The sequence below is a fragment of the Moritella yayanosii genome (genome assembly GCF_900465055.1).
GTDB lineage: Bacteria > Pseudomonadota > Gammaproteobacteria > Enterobacterales > Moritellaceae > Moritella > Moritella yayanosii.
This window is the reverse complement of sequence record NZ_LS483250.1, coordinates 3,510,484-3,533,439: the sequence shown is the minus strand read 5'-3', so window position 1 is coordinate 3,533,439 and position 22,956 is coordinate 3,510,484. Positions and strand designations below refer to the sequence as shown.

At 42.4% G+C, this 22,956-nt stretch carries 20 protein-coding genes; 6 read left to right on the top strand and 14 right to left on the bottom strand.

Annotated features, from left to right (window positions below):
* Positions 1–66: 66 nt before the first annotated feature.
* Positions 67–1,059, bottom strand: coding sequence for a tRNA dihydrouridine(20/20a) synthase DusA (gene dusA, locus MORIYA_RS16380; protein WP_112716879.1), 993 nt, complete (start codon positions 1,057–1,059; stop codon positions 67–69).
* A 545-nt stretch (positions 1,060–1,604) separates the two neighbouring features.
* On the opposite strand from dusA, the gene zur reads away from it, so the two are divergent.
* Together zur and MORIYA_RS16370 are read left to right on the top strand one after the other, a co-directional pair.
* The gene (gene zur, locus MORIYA_RS16375; RefSeq protein WP_162629284.1) at positions 1,605–2,045 is read left to right on the top strand and encodes a zinc uptake transcriptional repressor Zur; all 441 of its coding nucleotides are present in this window, start codon (positions 1,605–1,607) and stop codon (positions 2,043–2,045) included.
* Positions 2,046–2,069: 24 nt separating this feature from the next.
* Positions 2,070–2,534: a chemotaxis protein CheX gene (locus MORIYA_RS16370; RefSeq protein WP_112716875.1), complete on the top strand. Its 465-nt coding sequence runs from the start codon at positions 2,070–2,072 to the stop codon at positions 2,532–2,534.
* 109 nt (positions 2,535–2,643) lie between these two features.
* Here MORIYA_RS16370 and MORIYA_RS16365 read toward each other — a convergent pair whose 3' ends face one another.
* The 7 genes from MORIYA_RS16365 to MORIYA_RS16335 all read right to left on the bottom strand — a co-directional run bounded on the left by MORIYA_RS16365 (position 2,644) and on the right by MORIYA_RS16335 (position 11,232).
* Complete coding sequence (locus tag MORIYA_RS16365) at positions 2,644–3,246, bottom strand: peroxiredoxin C (RefSeq protein ID WP_112716873.1); 603 nt, start codon at positions 3,244–3,246, stop codon at positions 2,644–2,646.
* Between the two features lie 253 nt (positions 3,247–3,499).
* A complete protein-coding gene (locus tag MORIYA_RS16360; RefSeq protein ID WP_112716871.1) occupies positions 3,500–4,387 on the bottom strand; it encodes a radical SAM protein in 888 nt (295 codons plus the stop codon).
* 179 nt (positions 4,388–4,566) lie between these two features.
* Positions 4,567–5,214, bottom strand: a complete 648-nt coding sequence (locus MORIYA_RS16355) for a TetR/AcrR family transcriptional regulator (protein ID WP_112716869.1) — start codon at positions 5,212–5,214, stop codon at positions 4,567–4,569.
* Positions 5,215–5,567: 353 nt separating this feature from the next.
* Positions 5,568–6,641 (bottom strand): alanine racemase, encoded by a 1,074-nt coding sequence (gene alr / locus MORIYA_RS16350; protein WP_112716867.1) that lies wholly within the window; start codon positions 6,639–6,641, stop codon positions 5,568–5,570.
* A 9-nt stretch (positions 6,642–6,650) separates the two neighbouring features.
* The gene (dnaB, locus tag MORIYA_RS16345) at positions 6,651–9,575 is read right to left on the bottom strand and encodes a replicative DNA helicase (RefSeq protein ID WP_232011651.1); all 2,925 of its coding nucleotides are present in this window, start codon (positions 9,573–9,575) and stop codon (positions 6,651–6,653) included.
* 183 nt (positions 9,576–9,758) lie between these two features.
* Positions 9,759–10,073: a c-type cytochrome gene (locus MORIYA_RS16340; protein WP_112716865.1), complete on the bottom strand. Its 315-nt coding sequence runs from the start codon at positions 10,071–10,073 to the stop codon at positions 9,759–9,761.
* Positions 10,074–10,188: 115 nt separating this feature from the next.
* Positions 10,189–11,232 carry an AraC family transcriptional regulator gene (locus tag MORIYA_RS16335; RefSeq protein WP_112716863.1) on the bottom strand — a complete coding sequence of 348 codons (1,044 nt, stop codon included), beginning with the start codon at positions 11,230–11,232 and terminating at the stop codon, positions 10,189–10,191.
* 169 nt (positions 11,233–11,401) lie between these two features.
* Here MORIYA_RS16335 and MORIYA_RS16330 point away from each other — a divergent pair, with 169 nt between their 5' ends.
* Genes MORIYA_RS16330 through MORIYA_RS16320 form a run of 3 tightly spaced genes read left to right on the top strand, consistent with a single transcriptional unit; the run spans position 11,402 to position 16,376 of the window.
* Complete coding sequence (locus MORIYA_RS16330) at positions 11,402–13,075, top strand: FAD-binding oxidoreductase (protein ID WP_112716861.1); 1,674 nt, start codon at positions 11,402–11,404, stop codon at positions 13,073–13,075.
* Positions 13,076–13,083: 8 nt separating this feature from the next.
* On the top strand, positions 13,084–14,748 hold the full coding sequence (locus MORIYA_RS16325) for a glycerol-3-phosphate dehydrogenase/oxidase (RefSeq protein WP_112716859.1): 1,665 nt from the start codon (positions 13,084–13,086) through the stop codon (positions 14,746–14,748).
* A 20-nt stretch (positions 14,749–14,768) separates the two neighbouring features.
* A complete protein-coding gene (locus tag MORIYA_RS16320; RefSeq protein WP_112716857.1) occupies positions 14,769–16,376 on the top strand; it encodes an FGGY-family carbohydrate kinase in 1,608 nt (535 codons plus the stop codon).
* A 157-nt stretch (positions 16,377–16,533) separates the two neighbouring features.
* On the opposite strand, the gene rplI is transcribed toward MORIYA_RS16320, so the two are convergent.
* The 4 genes from rplI to MORIYA_RS16300 form a co-directional block, all read right to left on the bottom strand.
* Positions 16,534–16,986 carry a 50S ribosomal protein L9 gene (gene rplI / locus MORIYA_RS16315; RefSeq protein ID WP_112716855.1) on the bottom strand — a complete coding sequence of 151 codons (453 nt, stop codon included), beginning with the start codon at positions 16,984–16,986 and terminating at the stop codon, positions 16,534–16,536.
* A 48-nt stretch (positions 16,987–17,034) separates the two neighbouring features.
* Entirely contained in the window at positions 17,035–17,262 is a 228-nt protein-coding gene (rpsR, locus tag MORIYA_RS16310; RefSeq protein WP_006030173.1) for a 30S ribosomal protein S18, read from the bottom strand.
* A gap of 82 nt (positions 17,263–17,344) precedes the next feature.
* Positions 17,345–17,713: a 30S ribosomal protein S6 gene (gene rpsF, locus MORIYA_RS16305; protein ID WP_112716853.1), complete on the bottom strand. Its 369-nt coding sequence runs from the start codon at positions 17,711–17,713 to the stop codon at positions 17,345–17,347.
* Positions 17,714–18,166: 453 nt separating this feature from the next.
* A complete protein-coding gene (locus MORIYA_RS16300) occupies positions 18,167–18,643 on the bottom strand; it encodes a GNAT family N-acetyltransferase (protein WP_112716851.1) in 477 nt (158 codons plus the stop codon).
* Positions 18,644–18,813: 170 nt separating this feature from the next.
* Between MORIYA_RS16300 and MORIYA_RS16295 the strand changes: the two genes are divergently transcribed.
* Positions 18,814–19,380: an RDD family protein gene (locus tag MORIYA_RS16295; protein ID WP_112716849.1), complete on the top strand. Its 567-nt coding sequence runs from the start codon at positions 18,814–18,816 to the stop codon at positions 19,378–19,380.
* 176 nt (positions 19,381–19,556) lie between these two features.
* Here MORIYA_RS16295 and rlmB read toward each other — a convergent pair whose 3' ends face one another.
* Entirely contained in the window at positions 19,557–20,309 is a 753-nt protein-coding gene (rlmB, locus tag MORIYA_RS16290) for a 23S rRNA (guanosine(2251)-2'-O)-methyltransferase RlmB (RefSeq protein ID WP_112716847.1), read from the bottom strand.
* A gap of 41 nt (positions 20,310–20,350) precedes the next feature.
* Entirely contained in the window at positions 20,351–22,906 is a 2,556-nt protein-coding gene (gene rnr / locus MORIYA_RS16285; RefSeq protein ID WP_112716845.1) for a ribonuclease R, read from the bottom strand.
* Positions 22,907–22,956 lie beyond the last annotated feature (50 nt).

The window sequence follows — 22,956 nt, the reverse complement described above, 5'->3', positions numbered from 1 at the left end:
ATAAACTATAATAAGCTTTATTGTTTTGCATTTTAAATCATTGCATTAGCATTTTGGCCTATGACTTTAGCTTTTAGGAACTAACAGTAATGCTGCTTCTACAACCTCAACACCCGCGCCTTTTTTATGCCCTTGCTCGCTGAGGTGACGCTTCCACGCTCTTGCTCCCGGCAACCCAAGGAATAACCCAAGCATATGGCGATAAATGTGCGTTAAACTGCCACCATTACGAATGTGATTATCAATATACGGTAGCATCATTTCAGCGTAATCGTGACGGCTATGGGTCGACTTCTCACCACCATAAACCAGCTCATCAATTTGGCTCAATAAAAAAGGGTTATGATACGCTTCACGCCCCATCATCACGCCGTCAACATTGCCTAGATGTAATTGCGTTTCTGCTAATGTTTTAACACCACCATTAATAGCAATGAAAAGCGCTGGGAAGTCCTGTTTAATATCATAAACACGTTGATAATTAAGCTCTGGGATCTCACGATTCTCTTTCGGGCTTAATCCGCTTAACCAGGCTTTACGCGCATGCAAAGTAAAGTCCTTACAACCTGTGGCTGCCACGGTATCGATAAAGGTTTGTAGAAATTCATACGAGTCTTGATCATCAATGCCAATACGGGTTTTAACCGTAATCGGAATATCCACCACGTCTTGCATGGCTTTTACACAATCCGCCACCAGCGTCGGTTCAGCCATTAAACAGGCACCAAATTTACCACTTTGCACGCGATCAGATGGGCAGCCCACATTCAGGTTAATTTCGTCATAACCACGCTCTTGTGCCAACTTCGCACTTTGAGCCAGATCAATAGGATTACTACCACCTAACTGCAACGACACTGGGTGTTCTTCTTTGTTATAGGCAAGATAATCACCGCGACCGTGAATGATCGCACCTGTGGTCACCATTTCGGTGTACAGCAAGGTATTTTTGGTTAACAAGCGGTGGAAGTAACGGCAATGACGGTCGGTCCAATCCAACATTGGTGCGATAGAAAAGCGTCCTGCGGCGTGAACACTGTTGATAACTGGCTTGGTCATTACTTTATTATCTCTTATCTGGATGCGTAAGTGCACTAAATGTCATTAAACTGCTTTCAAATTCGTGCGACAGCGAAGCCGCAACGATGAAAAACAAGGGGGCGATCATACACCTTGCGCGCTGCACTTTCAAAAATAAAGAGCTTACGCACATATTTTATAACGCCACCAGCTCATTTTTGTTTTAACGCGTCGGACGCTCTAACAAGATAATATTTAATTGTTGTTCTAACCGTGACACCTTACGGCTAACATGACTAAAAAATCATTACCCTAGGCGATGTTGCGGGTTTAACTGAACATCGTTTAGTCACGGATAGACGTGGTTTTGGTCACCACGACCACAGATGTCGAGATCGTCGTGGTGTGCGGCAGTAACAAATTATCTAATTTAACTATTAATTTATTAATACGTTAACCACCCCCCTAAATACACCGAAAACCACTATAAAGTTCGCTTGCTTTGCTATTTTTAATGTATTGTAATTAGAAAAAAACCTCGAGTGTGTTAGCATCATCCTTTATCCGCTATTTTAATGGTTCCTATGACAGATTCAGCGAACAATTTACTCTACAGAGCGCAGCAACTTTGTATTACCCGTGCAGTTCGCTTCACCCCAATTAGGCAACAAATTTTCATGTTGATGGCACAGCACAACGCCATGATCAGTGCTTATGACCTGCTTGCTCAACTGCAACTATTAGAACCAAACGCAAAACCACCGACCGTTTATCGCGCCCTCGATTTTCTACTCGAAGAAGAATTTATCCATAAGATAGAATCAAGTAACGCCTTTATTTTATGCCCAAATTTTGGTGAAAAGCACCCTTCACAACTACTCTTATGTAAGAGTTGTGGTAGCGTTATTGAATTACACAATGCAGAAATAGAAGAATTACTACAATCACTTGCTGATGAACATGGTTTTTCCATTACGACTAAAACAGTTGAAGCACACGGTATTTGTGCTGATTGTCGCGAATAATTTTAATTTCAGGAAGAGCTAACTATGCGTGTAGAGTTTATTAATCCATTTATCGCGTCTTTATTGAACGTGCTAAGTACCATGGCACAAGTGGAATTAACTCCCGGTAAACCAAGACTAAAAAAAGATGATAAAGCCAAGGGTGATATCACGGGCATTATGGGCATGATGTCTACCCAAGCAAAAGGCTCATTTTCACTCACCTTTGATGAATCATTAGCCTTAGCGATCATGAATAACATGCTGGGTGAGAAACCCGCTAAAATTGATGCTGAAGTGATTGATATGGTGGGTGAGATCACTAACATGGTTACAGGTGGTGCAAAACGTATTTTAGCTGATAAAGGCTTTGATTTTGATATGTCGACCCCAATCGTGGTCTCAGGTAAAGATCATACCATTACGCATAAATCTGAAGGGCCAAAATTATTGCTGCCACTGACCAGTGTATTCGGTAATGCGTCAATTGAGATATGCTTTGATAGCTAACTCAATTTAAACGTTCTTTAAAACGACATTATTCAATACTAAAAAGCCAATCTCGATGAGATTGGCTTTTTTATTAGACTAAATTTTTACCTAACAAGTTAAGTACAAATTATAGACTTTTAGCATTTTTGCTTAGGTATTTAGCAACGCCTTCTGGAGATGCTTCCATTGCTTCTTTACCAACTTCCCATTGTGCAGGACAAACTTCACCATTTTTCTCATGGAAGTTTAGTGCATCAACCATACGTAGCATTTCGTCGATGTTACGGCCTAAAGGAAGGTCGTTAACAACTTGGTGACGAACAACGCCTTTTGTGTCGATTAAGAAAGAACCACGGAAAGCCACACCAGCTTCTGGATGTTCAACACCATATGCTTGACAAATCTCGTGTTTAACGTCTGCTACTAGTGGGTATTTAACTGGACCGATACCGCCATCTTCAACCGAAGTGTTACGCCATGCGTTGTGGCTGAATTGTGAATCGATTGAAACACCGATAACTTCAACACCACGTTTTTGGAATTCTTCTAGACGGTGATCAAAAGCGATTAGCTCTGATGGGCAAACGAATGTGAAATCAAGTGGGTAGAAAAATACAACCGCTGATTTACCTTTAGTGAATTCAGCAAAGTTAAAGTTATCAACGATTTCGCCGTTACCAAGTACTGCTGCAGCTGTAAAATCAGGTGCTTGACGTCCTACTAAAACCATTTTAATCTCCTAAAATTAATTAAATATCCGCTTATTTACGGCATAATTTTCACATTAAATATAATTTTAAACCAATTGTTTGAGTCAATCATTTTAATAGACAAAAACTATCAAACAGTTAGTAATCATAAGGCAATCATTATTAATATAATCTTAGCAACCATAGCACTGCCCTTTCTGGTTGTCATCTGGTCTGCTACTTTTTTCTAAATTACTGTGATAGTAGCAGCGCTAAATGTTGAACATATGACAGTTATAACCCGCGCTGCCACTCTTTACGCAGATTACTTTGTTCTGGGGTTTCAATTGCACTGCGTACCTGCGCTAATAATTGTGCTTTATCTTGCCCTAACGTCCCTTTCAAAGATAAGTAGTTAGAAGCATGGTCAGATCTGAATACGGTATTCTTCAGGTCTAGATTTTCTAACAACATTTGCATTTCTAAAAATAACCCATGCTGATCAGGTAACTGGAAACCATTGACGAAATTGTTGGCAAACTTGGCTTGTCCTAATGGAAAAGACACGACTAATATGGACAAATAATCAGGCTGTGCTTCGTTCATTAAGCGGGCTGAATTTAATGCATGCTGCTCAGTAAACTCAGTGCCACCTAAGCCATTTAATATCATCACCGAGGTTTTAATGCCTGCGCCTTTAAGTTTGTATAACGCATCGAGTTGTGAAGCGTAAGTTTCGCCTTTCTCAACTAATGCTAATACTTCATCATCACCACTTTCACAGCCGACATAAACAATGCCTAAACCTAGATTGCATAACTCATAAAGTTCTGCCAATGATTTACTTTTGATATTACGAGGTAGGCAATAAGCACTGACTCTTTGCACATGGGGCATGTGCTTGCGGATCAATAGCAAGATCTCTTTTAACCGTTTAAACGGTAATGTCATAGCATCACCATCAGCGAGGAAAACGCGCTGATGCTTTTGACCGCTAGCAACAACACTTAAAATTTCTGCCTCGATATCGGCAATCTTTTTAGCGCGAAATTTTTTTTGCGGTTGGGTATACATATCGCAAAAAGTGCAGTTATTCCAAGAACAACCATTGGCGACTTGTAAGATCAGTGAGCGCCATTCACTCGGCGGACGAAATACGGGTTCAACATAAGAGATAGGCATAAAAACAATTCCATTATTTAAGCATCAGCATCCACTGCTAATTGAGGCGGGTACCTAGCAGTTTCTATACACAAGCATCTGGAAGTAACTTGAGTATATATCATACAACACAGCTAGTTTATTCGGTTAAGATTCGTATCTAGTGGGCTAACATGACAACAATAAACGCCGTTATGTTGTTAATCATCGTTTTGATTAACCTTAAGCTTATAAGCCGCTAAGTCCGCGTAATGCGTCAAGTATACTTTCGCTAGTAGTTTTGCTTCACGGACATATTTATCCGCTAATTCAGGTTCCTGAACAGCCAGGCGTAATATTGAGCCGACAGTACGCGGTAAGATAACCGAGATCATTTTGATCTGTTCAGTATCCAGATCATCAGCGACAATGCTCACCATTTGCTTTTGAATCACTGCGGAATGAAAATCGAGTGCTGACTGGTCAATACTTTTAAGTTCAGGTAATGAATCAACACCTGACCAAACCGCCATATAACCCGGTTCATTCTGGTAGAATTCAGCATAAATTTCGATAACCAGTTCGATACGGTCTTCAAGGAGTAAATCACTGGCGACTGCGGAGAAACGTAATTCCAATGCCTGTAGATGACGTTCAGCCAATGCTCGAATAATTGATGCTTTATTAGGAAAGTAGCGGTACAAAGATGTTCTGGTTAAACCCGATGCTTTAGCAATATCAGAAGGGGTCGCATTCGCGATACCAATTTCATCAAACAAGGCTGCAGCTGAATCAATAATCTGTTTTACTCTTTCAAGGCTTCTTTCCTGCCGAGGAAGATTTCTTTGCATCGTATTATTCTCTGTCATATGCCCTCTTACTGCTGTACAAATAAAATGATAAAAAGTGAGATAAAAGAAGCTTAATCGCAACTTTTAGATAAATCTATATCAACTTTGCGCTAATTACTAAATATCGACGAAATAAAACAATAATTTACTATTTTCGACCAATAATGGTCTAAAATAAAAGAGTTAGAGTTTTAGCTCTAGCTCATCATAGCGTAATTAATTAACAAATTGCAGATACAACACGCATATTTCAACCTACTTATTGCATTGCAATTCATGACTCAGTGTTACTTATAAATATAATACATTGATATTACTTAACTTTCGTTCATCTGACGAATGAAAGTAAAGAGATCACAGCCCACTTTTTTTTATACATATTTGAGCGTAACTCGCTGTGTCAGCTTAGTGACTAGTTCATATGCAATGGTTCCTATGTGCTCAGCAACTAATTCTGCTGGTAACCCTGCTCCCCACATAATGACTTTATCACCGACTTTATCTTGGCATTGCGCGCCTAAGTCTACCGTTAACATATCCATAGAAACACGCCCAACAATGGGCACGATACGGCCATTAACTAATACCGGTGTACCTTCTGGTGCCATGCGAGGGTAACCATCACCATAACCTACAGCAACAACGCCTAAGCGGGTATCTGTTGATGCACTCCAAATACCACCATAACCCGTAGTTTCACCTTTTTTAATATCGTGCACGGCAATTAAGTCTGTGGTTAATGTCATCACTGGCTTTAAATCATGTTCGACTGCGGTGGCGCCGATCATCGGTGACACACCATAAAGCATAATACCAGGCCTGATCCAGTCCCGATGTGCACTTGGCCAAGCCAACACACCTGCAGAGTTAGCAATAGAATGTTCACCCTCTTCACCAGCCACTAACTCGTCAAATATATTAATTTGACGTTGAGTGATACTCGGGTCAGTTTCATCCGCACAACTAAAATGGGTCATCAACCGTGCGGGTTGCACTACATTAGGGTTATTTTTCAAACGCTCAATGGCACGTTTACAGTTGTCAGGACGGATCCCCAAACGGTGCATACCGGTATCCATCTTCAACCAGACATGAATAGGCGCGTCTAAATCAGCTTGTTCGAGTTCGTCAAGTTGTTGTTCAATGTGTACCGTGGTTTGAATATTATTCGCCACCAAGATCGGTAATTCATCAGTTGAAAAGAAACCTTCCAGTAATAAGATCGGTTTTACAATACCACCACTGCGTAGGGTTAACGCTTCTTCTACACGAGCCACCGCAAATGCATCCACATCAGTAAGCGCAGACGCCACTGCAAGCAGACCATGACCATAAGCATTCGCCTTCACCACAGCCATTATTTTACTGTGCGGGGCAATATTTTTTATTTTTTGAACATTATGCTGCAATGACTGCAAACATATTTCAGCCGTTGCTGAACGCATATCTATTCCTTAATAATCATCATCATAAGCAGGACCAGTGAAGTTATCAAAGCGCGAGAATTCACCGTTAAAGGTCAATCTTATTTTACCAATCGGGCCGTTACGTTGTTTACCGATAATGATTTCGGCAGTGCCTTTATCTGACGAATCATCGTTATAAACTTCATCACGATAAATAAACATAATTAAATCGGCATCCTGCTCAATAGAGCCTGATTCACGAAGATCCGAGTTAACCGGACGTTTATCGGCGCGTTGTTCCAACGAGCGGTTCAACTGTGATAAGGCAATCACAGGACATTTAAGTTCCTTGGCCAGCGATTTTAATGAACGAGAAATTTCGGCAATTTCCAAGGTTCTGTTTTCACTTAACGCTGGTACGCGCATAAGTTGTAAGTAGTCAATCATGATCATGCTGATACCACCGTGATCACGGGCAATACGACGTGAGCGCGAACGTACTTCAGTCGGGGTCAAACCAGAACTATCATCAATGTACATTTTCCCCTGTTCCAGCATGCTCTTCATGGTCGCAGATAAACGCGCCCAATCATCATCATCTAATTGACCAGTACGTACTTTAGTTTGGTTAATTTTACCCAGTGACGCGAGCATACGCATCATGATCTGTTCTGCCGGCATTTCCAGCGAAAAAATAACCACGGGTTTATCTTCATTCAACGCCGCGTGCTCACATAAATTCATCGCGAACGTCGTGTTATGAATACAAATATCTTCAGCAATAAAATTATGCGTGTCTGGCACAGTCAAGTCATAAACCTGCTTATCACCTTGAGGCTCAATCGCAACAATTTCATCCCAGTATAAGTCTGATAGACTTAACTGTTGAAGATAATCATCTTGTAATAATTCAGCAAACAAAGCTAAGCGACGACGAGATATGCCTCTGGCATTTTCACCGTGCAGATGAGGGTTATAACCCTCTGGATAGGCTTTACCTGCTGCAATAAACAACTCTCGCCACGAGCGGTCCGCTTTTTTCAGCAAAATATACTGATTGACAGACTCAGGCATGGTGTCTTTATTGGTGTGCTGCGCTTTATCCGCTAATAACTGTAATACTTTTTCGAGTGCTTGTTCTTTCGAAAAAATACCGATTTCACTGATGAATAGTTGGATACTTTGCTGATCAAGCACCTCTAATTCGTACGGAGTGGCACCATCATAGTTACTTGTTTTTTCACGCACTTTAGCAATAATGCCGAAACGCAGTAATAGGTGTTGTAAGCCATGAACCAGTGCATAACTCGAAGAAGAGTAACTTAATCGTGCTTGGTTATTGGCTTGAACAAAGGCACTACCATCACAGCTAAATAGACGATTGATGAATAATGCTAATTGTAATTTTGGTAAACAATAAACCACGTCAGGGATGGCTTTTTCTAATGCACTTTTATGCCATACAGCATGTGCGATTAACCATTGTGTCACGCTATTGATACTGTTCTTCGCCATTGCAGCATAACTTGGTACGCCTGCATCAGCTAATGTAAAATTAAGTTTTTCGAGTAATACCGTTAATGTACTTTTTTCTGGCACACAATGACCATTACACCACTGGCTGATACTCGCCTTACTAACCGATAATAGCCCAGCAAGATCATTACCGGTGATATTTTGAGCTGTCATGGACTGCGTTAGCAATGTTGCAAATTGGCTTCTATACGCTTCAACTTGTGACGATTCGGCGCTGACTCTAAATGCTGGTGTTCTATCTTCTGCTAATACCGGTTTCACTGACACTGCATCAAATTGCTCAATGGCATTGATGAAATCCTGACTAATCACAGGGTTCACATTGGTAAACATAGGATTAGATTGTGTCGTACCACCGTCAGCAATAAAATACGCTAATGCTTTAACTTCATGCTCAGGCATCGCTTTATCACCAAAATAAGGTAACTCGCGTGGTACCGCAACTTTTTCACCAACCGTAATTTCTGCCAGAGGTCGCCAGCCATTCCCGGTTAAAAACGGATGCGTCAGTGTCGTCGATATTTCTCGACCTAATGCTGTTTTAACGCGGAATACCGGTTTAATACCATCATCAACAAATGCCGATGCTTGAGTGATAGATAGTGTGTAATCGTTATTAACTGTGGCTAGGTTTGCTTGCTCGCATGTAACAAGATCGTCAATACTATTCAATTGACCGGTTAATGGATCTAAGATTTTCGAGCCAGAAACAATACACTTTCCCATGGATGGCCGGGCTGCGATAATAATCAAATCAGACGGTTGGAAGCCAGTCGTCATCGAATCAAGAGCATGATAACCAGACGCAACCCCGGTCACACCGTCATGTGGGGTTTGGTAAAGCGCTTCGATTTTATCAACGGTTTCTTGCAGTACGCTTTCTAAGTTCTTTGGGCCCTGGCCTTCGCTCTGTCTTGATTCTGCAATTTGGAATACTTTACTTTCAGCTAAATCAAGTAGGTCGGTACTTTTACGCCCTTGTGGCTCATAACCTGACTCACTGATATCATTGGCAACCGCAATAAGTTCACGTATTATCGCACGCTCACGCACAATGTTGGCATAAGCGGTAATGTTCGATGCACTTGGGGTATTTTTAGTAATATCGCCCAGGTACGCAAAACCACCCGCATCATCGAGCAGTTCTTCGTTATCTAACCATTCGGAAACGGTAATAATGTCCAGCGGGATATGCTGATCCACCAGCTTCCCCATTGCTTCGAAGATAAGCTGATGTGGGCGACTGTAAAAATCTTTCGCCACCACAAATTCGGTTACACGATCCCAGGCTTCATTATCAATGAATAAGCCACCTAACACCGATTGCTCCGCCTCAAACGAATGCGGCGGCACTTTTAGCGCATCAACAGCACTGTCTTTTCTATTTTTATCTTTTGAAAACTGATTTTGAAACTGATTTTGACGTTTGTCGGCCATGCTAGCGCTCACGAAATTTAGTGCGATTAGCTATTATCCTAAAAATATCCCTGTAGGGGAAATAAAATAACCGGTGAAGTGGTAAAAATTTAGTCAAGGGCGGTATTTTACAGTTTTTTGATGAATAAAAAAGCCTCATCACGAGGCTTTATTAATGTATTGGCTGTTGGTACCAACGCAATACTATTTTAAGCTTGAGAAGTACGCCGCTACATTGTTAATGTCAGCGTCAGATAATGCCATCGCTTGACCAGCCATTATCGGCGCCATACCGCCAGTACGTTGACCCGTTTTATAGGCTTTTAATGCATTAACTAAATACATTTCTTTTTGACCCGCTAGATTTGGGTACATAGGCACAATAGAAATACCTGCAGCACCATGACAAGCAGCGCACACAGCCGCTTTCGCTTTACCAGCAGCGATATCACCGCCAGCCATTGCAAGAGAAGGAACTAAACATGTTAACGCAACGATCATTGTTGTAATTTTTTTCATCATATACTCACTAATTGCATCCTGCTGTGAAGCAGTATAGGGTTTAACTTTATTATTTGTGGCAAATTTTAGTCCTCATACTCAAAAAATGAAAGGGTTGCGTACTATAAATCACTCATTTAACCTGATTTTTGTAAACTACACTCTCTGCGCACTCTCTATAAACATTCGGGGTTTGCCCTGTCCATAACTTAAAGCTACGAAAAAAAGAACGCGTTTCACTAAATCCCAACAGTATAGCAATCTCATCAATGCCTAACTTGCTGTTGGTCAAGTACTGCTGAGCCAATGATAACCGCGCTTCATCGAGTAACTTTTGATAACTGGTTTGTTCTTGCTGCAGCTTTCGCTGTAACGTTCTCTCACTCATATTCAGCTGCGCGGCCACCATATCTTTGCGGGTGATGCCCTTCGACAGCAGGATACGGATAATATCGTGAACTTGGACACTAAAGCTATGCATCTCTCCCAGTGCCGAAACTTGTCCTGCCGCATGCAATTCAAGGGTTTGCAATAAACTATGATCTGGCTGTCGCAACGGGATATTTAGGTTATCACGCGATAACACCAAACTATTACTTGGTTGTGCAAACAATACCGGGCAAGCAAAAATTTGCTGATAATAATGCATAATCTCAGCGCTTGGCTCAGCACGCTGTAAATGTACTGCAACGGGACCTAAATCCTGCCCAGACAACCAACGCGCATAAGCCAGCCAAGAAGCAAAGACGTTATCGACCATCAGCTCTCGCACATCTGCAACGGTGTAAGCGCAATGCCAGCTAACCACTATCTGTTGCTGCTGATAACGAATGGATGTCACGCCCATGTCACCAACAAGTTTTTCATAAGGCTGAATACGCTCTAATACTTGTTTTAACGTGGCACAAGTCATCGTAATATAACCCAACACACTGTAAGAGCTAGGTTCAACAAAGGCGCCACTTTTCAGGCCAAATAACGGATCATCAGTCGCAATAATCAGGTTGCTTAAAAATGTCTGCAATTGCTCACCAGTAATACGTTCACTTTCGTGTGTCAGTGTCGTGGCGGTAATATTACTGCGCGACAACAATGCCGCCACATCAATATCGAGGGTTTCGACATAGCGTAAATACTGTTTTACTACCGGCACCGATACTGAACCTAGCCCCACCATAACTGAATCATCCTTATCCATACGAATTTATGAGTATAACGAGCATTACCCTGAGGTATTGTGAGTGAGTCCTAATTTGATACTTATCTTGGCTTAATCCGACAATGCGATCAACCGGCCTTGCACTTAAACTTATATTACACAGTAATATTATAGGGAATATTAGAGTATGAAACGTTGGAATGGTTGGGGCGATGAAGCAAATAAATTAGATTTACCAAGCAGTGCAGATGCTTTTTTACTGGCAAAAATCGGTAGCACAACACCATTAATAGATGCAAAACTTGAGGATGTCATTAACCAAGTACCCGAGTCCAGATTACCAAATCACCGGTTATTTGATCGTGATCCGGAAGGTCGTATTCGCCATGCCCGAGGACAAAGTTTACCGGACTGGTTAGCCATGCGCAGTGGTGATTTTGAGTATTTCCCCGATGGGGTTGCGTTCCCAGAAAACAGTGATGATTTAGTCGAACTTCTCAGCGTTTGCCAACAACACCATATTCTGGTTATCCCTTATGGTGGCGGCACCAGTGTCGCGGGTCACATTAATCCATTTGCATCCGAACAGGCGATCTTAACCGTTGATATGGGGCGGATGAACAGACTTATCGCGCTCGATACTGACAGCCAAATTGCCACGTTTGGGGCGGGTACTCCCGGTCCACAAGTCGAATCGCAATTACGTGCACAAGGTTATACCTTAGGCCATTTTCCACAATCTTTTGAGCTTTCAACCATTGGCGGCTGGGTAGTAACCCGCTCGAGTGGTCAGCAGTCTTTACGCTATGGCCGTATTGAAGAATTATTTGCCGGTGGTGAAGTCATCACCCCAGTGGGTCGCTTGGATATTCCCACCTTCCCAGCGTCGGCAGCAGGGCCCGATATTAAAGCCTTATTAATGGGCTCGGAAGGACGTATAGGCATCTTATCGGAAGTCAAAGTACGCGTACGTAAATTAGCCGCACAAGAAAACTTCTATGTCACTTTCTTCCCAAGCTGGCAGCAAGCCAAAGACGCGGCCAAAACATTAGTCCAAGCCGATATTCAACTGTCGATGCTACGTCTGAGTAACGCCATTGAAACCGAAACTCAACTCGCCTTAGCCGGACACGCAAAACAGATCGCGTTACTCGAAAAAGCCCTGGCGATATTTGGTACCAAAGAAGGCAAGTGTATGATGACTTTTGGTTTAACAGGGACCAAATTCCAATGCCGTAGTGCATTAAAACAATTGAAGAAAATAACCAAAGCACATAAAGGGTTATATACCGGTTCATTCATGGGCAATAAATGGGCGGAAAAACGCTTTACCATGCCCTACTTCCGCGAAGCATTGTGGCAAAAAGGCTATGTTGTAGATACGTTAGAAACAGCAACTGACTGGCAAAACGTCGATAATCTGATCGCCAAAATAGAAACCAATTTACGCACCGTATTAACGCAAGATGCAAGTACCGGTACCACAGCCGGCACGCCACAACTGCATGTGTTTACCCATCTGTCCCACTTTTACCCACAAGGGTCTAGTATTTACACCACCTATATTTTCAAGGCCGGTGAAGATTACCAACAAACCTTAGCGCAATGGGCGAAGTTAAAACACACTACCTCAGAGATCATTGTTAATAACAAAGGCACCATTAGTCACCAACACGGCGTCGGTAAAGATCATCAACCTTATTTAATCACCGAAAAAGGCGCGTTGACCATCAAAGCGATTCAGTCCCTGTGTGATACTTTTGATCCACAGCAGATCATGAATCCACATTGCCTGCTTGCATCGACTCCCAAGCCACTCGCCACAAACGATGATAACAAACCACAAGAACAGGTCAGTTAGGAGGTTATATGAGTCATGTATTAGCCAGTTTTAGTCGCGCACAGCGCCTCTCTCAGGTCCAACAAGGCGCGGATAATACGGTGTGGGATATGATCGTCGTGGGTGGCGGTATTACCGGTGCCGGTATTCTGTTAACCGCCAGCCAAGCCGGATTAAAAGTCTTGTTAATTGAACAACAAGACTTTGCTTGGGGGGCATCCAGCAAATCCTCAAAAATGGTGCATGGTGGATTACGCTATTTGGGCAGCGGTCAATATAATATGACCAAGGATGCCGTGACGGAACGCGAAAAATTACTTAACGAATTACCTGGTTTAGTCAATCCACTGCAATTTTTGATGGGCCATTATAAATCTCAATTTCCGGGACCATTGGTGTTTAATAGTTTACTGACTATCTACGATTGGATTGGTGGCAAACGTAATCACCGTTATATTAATCATGGCATTGCTGACTTTCATGCGCCGGGTATTGAGCAGCACAAACTGCAAGGAGCAACCCAATTCGCTGATGCTGTCACGGATGATGCGAGGTTGGTTATGCGGGTATTACAAGAAGCACAGGAACGTGGTGGCACAGCGATCAATTATCTTAGCGCTGAACACATTATTCTCACCGCAGATACAGTGACCGGCATTCACGTTGCGGACCAGGTCTCTGGGCAAAAATTCAATCTCCAAGCAAAAGTGGTGATCAATGCCACTGGGCCTTGGACCGATAAATTGCGCCAGCAACTACACGCAAAAAAAGCCATTAGACCGTTACGAGGCAGCCATTTAATTGTTCCTAGTTGGCGCTTACCACTGGCCTATTCAGTGAGCTACTTCCACCCTGAAGACAAACGGCCTATCTTTGCCTTTCCTTGGGAAAATAGCACTGTGATTGGTACCACGGATCTTGATCATGATAGCGATTTAGATCAACAGCCCTGTATCAGTCAAAGTGAAGTCGATTACTTACTTACCGGGATCAATAAGCAGTTCCCACAAGCCGATATCAGCGAAGCCGATGTTATTTCCACTTATGCTGGGATCCGCCCTGTTGTAAGTAATAGCGACAACTTAAAAAACATCAAACCCTCAGATGAGAAACGTGAGCATTCAATCTGGAATGAACAAGGCTTGATCAGTGTTGCTGGCGGCAAACTCACCACCTTTAGATTGATCGCGCTTGATGTATTAAAAGTCGCCCAGCATTACTTGCCAGAGATGAACTTGATCGACTTACAAGCGGCCAAACTATTTCAAACTATCACCGATACACCCGTCGACAGCATCTTACATCAGCAACAGATACAGCGGTTAAAAAGTCAGTATGGTAAACACTACAGTCACTTGATCAATAACGCTGAACACAATGAACTTAGACCCATTGGCACTACCAATACCCTACTTGCCGAGCTTAAATGGAGTTTGCAGCACGAAATGGTGGTTCACCTTGATGATCTACTGTTACGTCGTACTCGCATCGGGTTATTATTAGTGGCAGGTGGCGAACAGTTATTCGCGCAATTACAGCCGCTTTGCCAAACCGCGTTACACTGGAATGAAGGTCAGTGGCAACAAGAGTTAAGTCGCTATCAAGACATCATTCAGCGTTACTATAGTTTGCCAAAACATCGCCAGCTTTTATCCACACAGGACGTTAGTTCCGCTAACGTAGTTGCCAACTAACTTAGTCAGAGAGAATTTACATGGACAGTAGTACTCCAGCAGCATCACGATTAACATCGGACCGACAATCAGGTTATTTGTTAAGTATTGATAATGGCACTCAAAGTGTTCGCGCACTACTTTTTGATCAGCAAGGCAATTTGATCGCCAAAGGCCAGCAAGTGATCAGCCCGTACTTTTCAGCGCAGCCTGGTTGGGCCGAGCAGGATCCTGATTACTACTGGCTAGCCGTCAAGCAGGCCTGTGATCTACTGTGGCAAGATCTGAAACAATACCCCGAGATCGGTAAACAAGATATTGCCGGTATGTCGATCACCACCCAACGCGGCACAGTGATCAACCTCGATAGTGATGGTAACGCATTACGCCCAGCGATCATCTGGTTAGATCAACGTCATGCGCAGCAAGAAGCAATACAATGGCCATGGAACTGGTTATTTAAAATTGCCCGTGTCGAAGACATTATTCAACGTTTTCAAGAAAAATCACAAGCCATTTGGATCCGTCAAAATCAGCCCGACATCTGGCGTGATACATCCAAGTATCTCCTGTTATCGGGGTTTTTAAATTATAAATTTACCGACAATATTGTTGATTCCATCGGCAGCCAAGTCGGTTATATACCGTTTGATTACAAAAAACTGGCGTGGTTAAAAAAGTCGGATTGGCGTTGGGATATGTTAGCGATAGATCCGCAGATGTTACCTAAACTGATCGAACCCGGAGAACTTATTGGTCATGTCACCGAAGATGCCGCCGCGTATACCGGTATTCCGGCTGGATTACCGGTGATAGCCTCGGCATCAGACAAGGCTTGCGAAATTATCGGCTCTGGTGGTAACCGTCCCCACATCGCTTGTTTAAGTTATGGCACCACGGCGACCATTAATATCACCACAGACAAATACGTGGAAGCCACGCCGCATTTACCGCCATTTCCTTCCGCGATCCCACGCCATTATTCTTCCGAGGTGATGATTTATCGTGGTTTTTGGTTGATCAGTTGGTTTAAAAAAGAGTTTGGTTTACGGGAACAACATCTCGCGGATGCCGAAGGTATTGCCCCAGAAGTATTATTCGATCGCTTAGTCACAGACATTCCAGCCGGTTCTATGGGGCTGATGTTACAACCCTATTGGACACCTGGCGCGCGTGATCCGGGTCCAGAAGCTAAAGGCAGTATTATTGGTTTTGGTGATGTGCATACACGAACCCATATTTACCGCGCGATCTTAGAAGGACTTGCCTATGCATTACGCGAAGGTAAAGAGCGGATCAGCAAGCGTAATAAGGTTAACATAACCACGCTACGGGTATCAGGGGGCGGTTCTCAAAGTGATGTGGTGATGCAGTTAACCGCCAATATTTTTAACATGCCCGCAGAACGCCCACATACCTTTGAAACATCAGGCTTAGGTGCTGCTATTGTGACCGCAGTTGGACTCGGGATTTATGCCAATTTTGATCAGGCGATTGCGGGGATGACGCGGGTAAATAAGGTATTTCAACCGCAACCAGAGATCGTGGCGACTTATGATGCACTTTATAAGCAAGTCTATTTGAAAATGTATAAACAACTGCAGCCGTTATACCAGTCTATTCGTACCATCACTGGCTACCCAAAATAATACCGGTTATCCCAAATAGTCCGCTCACCGTTATTTTTCCTGACGGTGTTGAGAACGCCGTTTATCACATCGTTCGTCTCTCAAATTACAGGCATAAAAAAAGCCATGGTTTACACCATGGCTTTATACTGAGATTAATCTAAAGTGATACTTTAAATTAAGCTGCAGCTACAACTTCTAAGTTCACTGTAGCGAATACTTCGCTGTGTACTTGGATGCTGATTTCGAACGCACCAATAGTACGTAAAGCGCCTTCAGGAAGACGAACTTCACTTTTAGCAACTTCAACACCAGCAGCAACGATCGCGTCAGCGATGTCACGAGTACCGATAGAACCGAATAGTTTACCTTCGTCACCAGCTTTAGTTGCAATTACAACAGCTTCTAGAGCGTTGATTGTTGCAGCTTTAGCTTCAGCAGTTGCCTTAATAGCAGCTACGTTAGCTTCTAGTTCAGCGCGACGTGCTTCGAAAGATTCAACGTTTGCTTTAGTTGCTAGAACCGCTTTACCTTTTGGTAAAAGGAAGTTACGAGCATAACCAGCTTTAACGTTAACAGTCTCGCCTAATGTACCTAATTTAGCGATCTTGTCTAATAAAATTACTTTCATTACCTTTCCTCAGAAATGTAGAGTTAGTCTTGACGACCAAACAAAAGCTTACTTATGTAAGTCAGTGTATGGAAGTAGAGACAAGTAACGTGCGCGTTTGATCGCACGACCAAGTTGACGTTGGTACTTAGCACGTGTGCCAGTAATACGACTTGGTACAATTTTACCGCTTTCAGTTACGTAGTTTTTTAACGTAGCGATATCTTTATAATCAATCTCCGTAACACCTTCAGAAGTGAAACGACAGAATTTACGACGACGGAAAAAACGTGCCATAATTAAAATCTCCTAAAATCTTCTCAAATAATTGGATAACTAAATGTTATCCAACAAACAAATACCTATAGCTAAAACGCTATTATTTAGCAGCTGTTGCTTCAGTAGCAGCAGGCGCTTCACGGCGTTCTTCTTTAGCTTTAGCCATTGGAGAAGCTTCAGTAACTACACCTTTAGTACGTAGGAACATGCTACGGATAACGGCGTCGTTAAAGCGGAAGTTGTTTTCTAGCTCATCAATAACATCTTGGCCAGCTTCAATGTTCATAAGAACATAGTGAGCTTTATGAAGTTTGTTGATTGGGTATGCTAATTGGCGACGACCCCAGTCTTCTAGACGGTGGATAGTACCATTTGCTTCAGTGATGATAGCGCTATAACGCTCAATCATGCCTGCAACTTGTTCACTCTGATCTGGGTGAACCATAAATACGATTTCGTAATGACGCATCGTAAGCTCCTCACGGGTTTAATCAGCCTCGGCTCTGGCTTAGTCGGTCCATCGAGGCAAGGAACGTATAGAAAATTGACTAATTTTGAGACCGCGAATTATATAGTGTCACTGCCCACAATACAACTCGACAATGAAGATAATCGTAAATATTTACATTTGTACTTGACGCAACTTGAGTATAGTTCCAGTAAACGAAAGTATTAAACCTAAAGTATTAATCAAAATTCATCTTTTAATTATTGATAAATAAAAGTATTAATAACAAATGCTGATTTATCTTTATATCATCAGACTGTAAAAAACAATGTATAATATGTGCCATATTAAATAATGCATATGCAGGTACCATAGACATTTTCACGGCAACAATATGCTGCCATTAACAAGGATTTGTTATGATCAAAACACTATCACCGTACATGTTATCGTGCATGTTATTAGTCTTGTTCGTTATGAGCTTTTCGAATACTCAGTATTCGCTTGCCAGCGCATACCAACGTGGAGAATTCCATCTTCCAAATATTCTGCCGTCTCAGTAATAAAACCATAGCGCTGATAATAATGTTGCAGATGAGCTTGTGCTGACAGATATAAGTCCTGTTCTGGCCACACTGATTTTGCAGCATTAATACCACGATCTAATAATTGATGGCCGAGTCCTTGTCCACGCCCAGATGCGGCCGTAACCACACGGCCAATCGCCACATCCGGATAACTGACACCTGCTGCTAGGATACGCAAATAAGCCAGTAACTCACCCGCTTCATTATAATGCAATAAATGGCGCGTCTCAGAATGGGTATCTAAACCATCTATATCTTGATAAGCACAGTCTTGTTCGACGACAAAAATAGCCGAGCGTAATTGCAATACATCATAAAGTTGCAAACTCGATAATTCGTTAAACTGACAACACATCCAAGTCATAATTCATCCCATATACTAAAATCAAACATCATCGAGCATGATAACAATAATCCTTACCCTGTGGCGCAAAACTTGAATTGAATAAATAAGTGCGAGTAAATCTTGATTATTACGCTAAGGATTGATTATCATCTAGGTCTAACTCCTGTTAACTAATTTATAGAAGTCATATGCAACCTGAACCGTCGTCATCTCGCCAGTATGTTGAACTTGCTACGTTAGCTCAACGCTTTCAAGCAGCAATATTAGATAAAATCGTTTTCCCGACTATTATGTTAGTCCCGTTTATTCTTGGTTTTGATTTATTGAATCTAAGTGGCGGTATCGATGAAAACTTCACGATCTCATTCGCGACTCAAGTCAAAGTATCGTTACTTGAAATCCTGCTATTTATGGCATTAAACAGTTACCTGCTTAAAGAGTACGGTCAAACCTTAGGTAAACGTATTGTTGGGATTGCCGTGGTCGATGAAAATGGCCTACGCCTAAGCTTGCAAGACATCATTCTCAAGCGTTACCTGCCATTTTGGGTCGCGGCTTATCTGCCATTTTTTGGCTTTGTTATTACTATCAGTAATTTCTTGGCTATTTTTAGAGGTGACCAACGTCGCTGCCTGCATGATGACTTAGCCAAAACAGTAGTGGTGAAGATGCCAAGAGGCCGTAAAATCACGAGTAGTGAAACCCATATCGATAGTGACAGTAAAAGCGCAGCCTCAGACGTAATGGATGCTTAATAACCTAGAGTACTCGGCTAACGAGTAGCATCATGCCGCAAATGATAGTCGATAAAAACTTTAGTGCATAACATAGAGTTAATAAAAAAGCGTCCATTGATCGGACGCTTTTTGTATAGCAACTCATTATTGTTCAACCAATCGGTTAAACCTATTTACGAAACAAGAGCGTATCGTTATTTAGCCTGACGTTGACGTACTATTTCAAACAAGCAAATGCCGGTTGCTACCGATACGTTCAAGCTTGACACACTACCCGCCATTGGAATGCTAATTAGCTCATCACAATGTTCACGCGTTAAACGGCGCAGACCTTTTTCTTCCGCACCCATCGCAATGGCTAATGGACCCGTTAGTTTAGGTTGATATAGATCTTGTGTTGCTTCGCCCGCAGTACCCACGATCCAGATACGACGTTCTTGTAATTCACGCATCGTACGTGCCAGATTTGTCACGGCAATCAGTGGCACTGTTTCTGCTGCGCCACAGGCTACTTTACGCACCACAGATGTCAGTTGTACTGATTTATCTTTTGGTACAATCACTGCGTGAACACCCGCTGCATCAGCACTACGTAAACAAGCACCGAGATTGTGCGGATCAGTCACACCATCAAGAATCAATAATAATGGATGTTGTTCTTTTTCTTCAAGAAGGTTAAGTAACGTATCTAGATCAGTTTCGTTTAATTTCTTACCTTCTTTAACGCGCGCTAATACACCGTTATGACGGCCGCCGTCGCACTTCTTATCCAGTGTGTTACGGTTAACCAATTGCACTGCAATACCAATATCATTTAATTCTGCGATTAATGGTGTTAGACGATCATCTTCACGTCCTTTTAATGCATATACTTCAATGAAACGCTCTGGTTCATGCTCCAATAATGATTTAACTGCATGAATACCGAAAATTAGTTCACTGCTCATTGTATCTCTCTACCTTGTCACTATTATTACTATTGCTATTACTATTTATTAGTATTTGCTTTTTGCTTTGAACGTTCAGCTCTGCCTGGGCGTGATTTAGCCTTAGCTACTGTTTTTTTCTTGGCTGGTTTTTTCTTCGCTGGTTTGGTTTTGCCTTTCGGCTTACTACCCGCGTCAACGGGTGCTTTATCTTTCGCAGCATCAGTTCCCGTTTGCGGTTTCAACTTTTCAGCAAAGCGGGCTTTTTCTCCCGCACTGACCACTGCATCATTATTGGTATCAAGCTTTAATTTATGACGTTTTTTAGCTTTCGGCTCAGCACCTTTTTCCGCTGTGGCAGGTTTGCGCTTACCAGAAAACTCCGCTGGTTTACGTTTACTACGACGACTGTGTGTTACTGCACCTGCGAGCTCAAGGTCAATCTTCTTATCGTTCATGTTGATCGCTAAGACTTTCACCTCAACTTGATCACCGATACGGTATTCGACCCCACTTGATTCACCACGTAACGTTTGACGACTACCATCGAAATTATAGTAATCACCACGTAAGCTAGAGACATGCACTAGGCCATCGATGTTAAGGTTTTTGATCCGCACAAAGAAACCAAAACCCGTTACCGCCGCGATCACACCGTCAAATGTATCACCCAGATGATCTTGCATGTATTCACATTTCAAGAAATCTGATACATCACGCGTTGCATCATCGGCACGACGTTCTGTTAATGAACAATGCTCACCGAGTTTCTCAACATCCGATACTTGGTAGCAATAACCACCCGTGCTCGTCCTGCGCTGAGTTAATGGTTTGCCTGCTTTAATTGCCGCCTGGTTAGCAATTTCAAACTTGATCGCTCGGTGTAATACTAGATCCGGATAACGGCGAATTGGCGACGTGAAGTGACCATACGCAGTTAATGCTAGACCAAAGTGACCGTTGTTTTCGGCTTGATATACTGCTTGTTTCATTGAGCGTAACAGCATCGTTTGGATAAGTTCTTTATCCGGACGCTCTTGAATTCGACTGATCAAATCAGCGTAATCTAGCGGTGTTGGTTTCAAACCACCTCTTAACTCTAGACCGGTTTCACTTAAGAAACGTCTAAAATTAACCAGTTTTTCTTCACCTGGAGTATCATGCACACGCAATAATGCCGCTGCGTTATGCTTGCTTACAAAGCGGGCTGCTGACACGTTCGCTAAGATCATGCATTCTTCAATCAGTTTATGCGCATCGTTACGCACTATCGGTACGATCTTATCGATTTTACGGTGTTCATTAAATACAAAACGCGTTTCTAACGTTTCAAACTCAATGGCACCACGTTCAGAACGTGCTTTTTTCAACACTTTATACATGTTATGCAATTCGTGAAGATGTGGCACTACCGCTTGGTATTCATCACGAAGTTCAGTATCACCATCAAGAATATTGGCTACTTTGGTATACGTTAAACGCGCATGTGAGTTCATCACCGCTTCGTAAAACTTATAACCCGACAAACGACCTGCATCAGAAATGGTCATTTCACAAACCATACATAAGCGGTCAACATGTGGATTCAGCGAGCATAAACCGTTCGATAATACTTCTGGCAACATAGGCACTACTTGCTCAGGGAAGTAAACCGAGTTACCACGGCCTTGTGCTTCTAAATCTAAATCTGAATTGGTTTGCACGTATGAACTTACGTCAGCAATAGCGACCCATAAACGCCAGCCACCGCTTTTTTTACGTTCACAAAATACTGCGTCATCGAAATCGCGGGCATCTTCGCCATCTATCGTTAACAAAGGTAGAGCACATAAATCAACACGCTCTAGTTTGGCATCGTCAGGCACTTCTGGCGACAGTTTTGCCATGTCATCAAGAATATGTTCTGGCCATACATGCGGAATATCATGGGTACGGATCGCCACTTGAATTTCCATACCAGGTGCCATATTTTCACCTAGTATTTCAATCACTTTACCTAACGCAGGTAAGTTATAAGTGGGACGTTTAACAATCTCAGTCACCACCATTTGACCCGCACGAGCACCTAAACGTTCTTCATCACTAATACGTATTTCTTGTTTAATACGACTGTCATCTGGACGTACAAAAGCAATCCCTTTTTCCAGATAAACACGGCCAACCAGTTGCAGTGGTTCCGCATCTAATAAACGTACAAAACGTGCTTCTTTACGGCCTTTAAACTCTTCTTTGACCGGTTGTGCAAGAATACGATCGCCATGGAATAACGTCGACATTTGACGGATAGAGATAAATAAATCTTTACCACCATCATCAGGACGGAAAAAGCCAAAACCATCACGATGACCTAAAACTAAACCTTCTAACAGGTCTAAGTTTTCAGGTAACTCATAGGTTCGGTTACGAGCAAAAATTAACTGTCCATCACGTTCCATCGCCCGTAAACGACGACGTAAAGCTTCTTCGTGCTCTTCACCTTTTAACGTTAATCCAGCAAATATTTGCTCGCGATTAATCGGCTTATCTAAGCTACGAAGATAATCGAGAATGTATTCTCGACTAGGAATAGGATTGCTGTATTTTTCCTGCTCGCGCGTATGGAAAGGGTCTTTACTCATAGAAGGTCCAAATTGGTAGGTATATAGCTCGGATTATATACCCAAAGCAC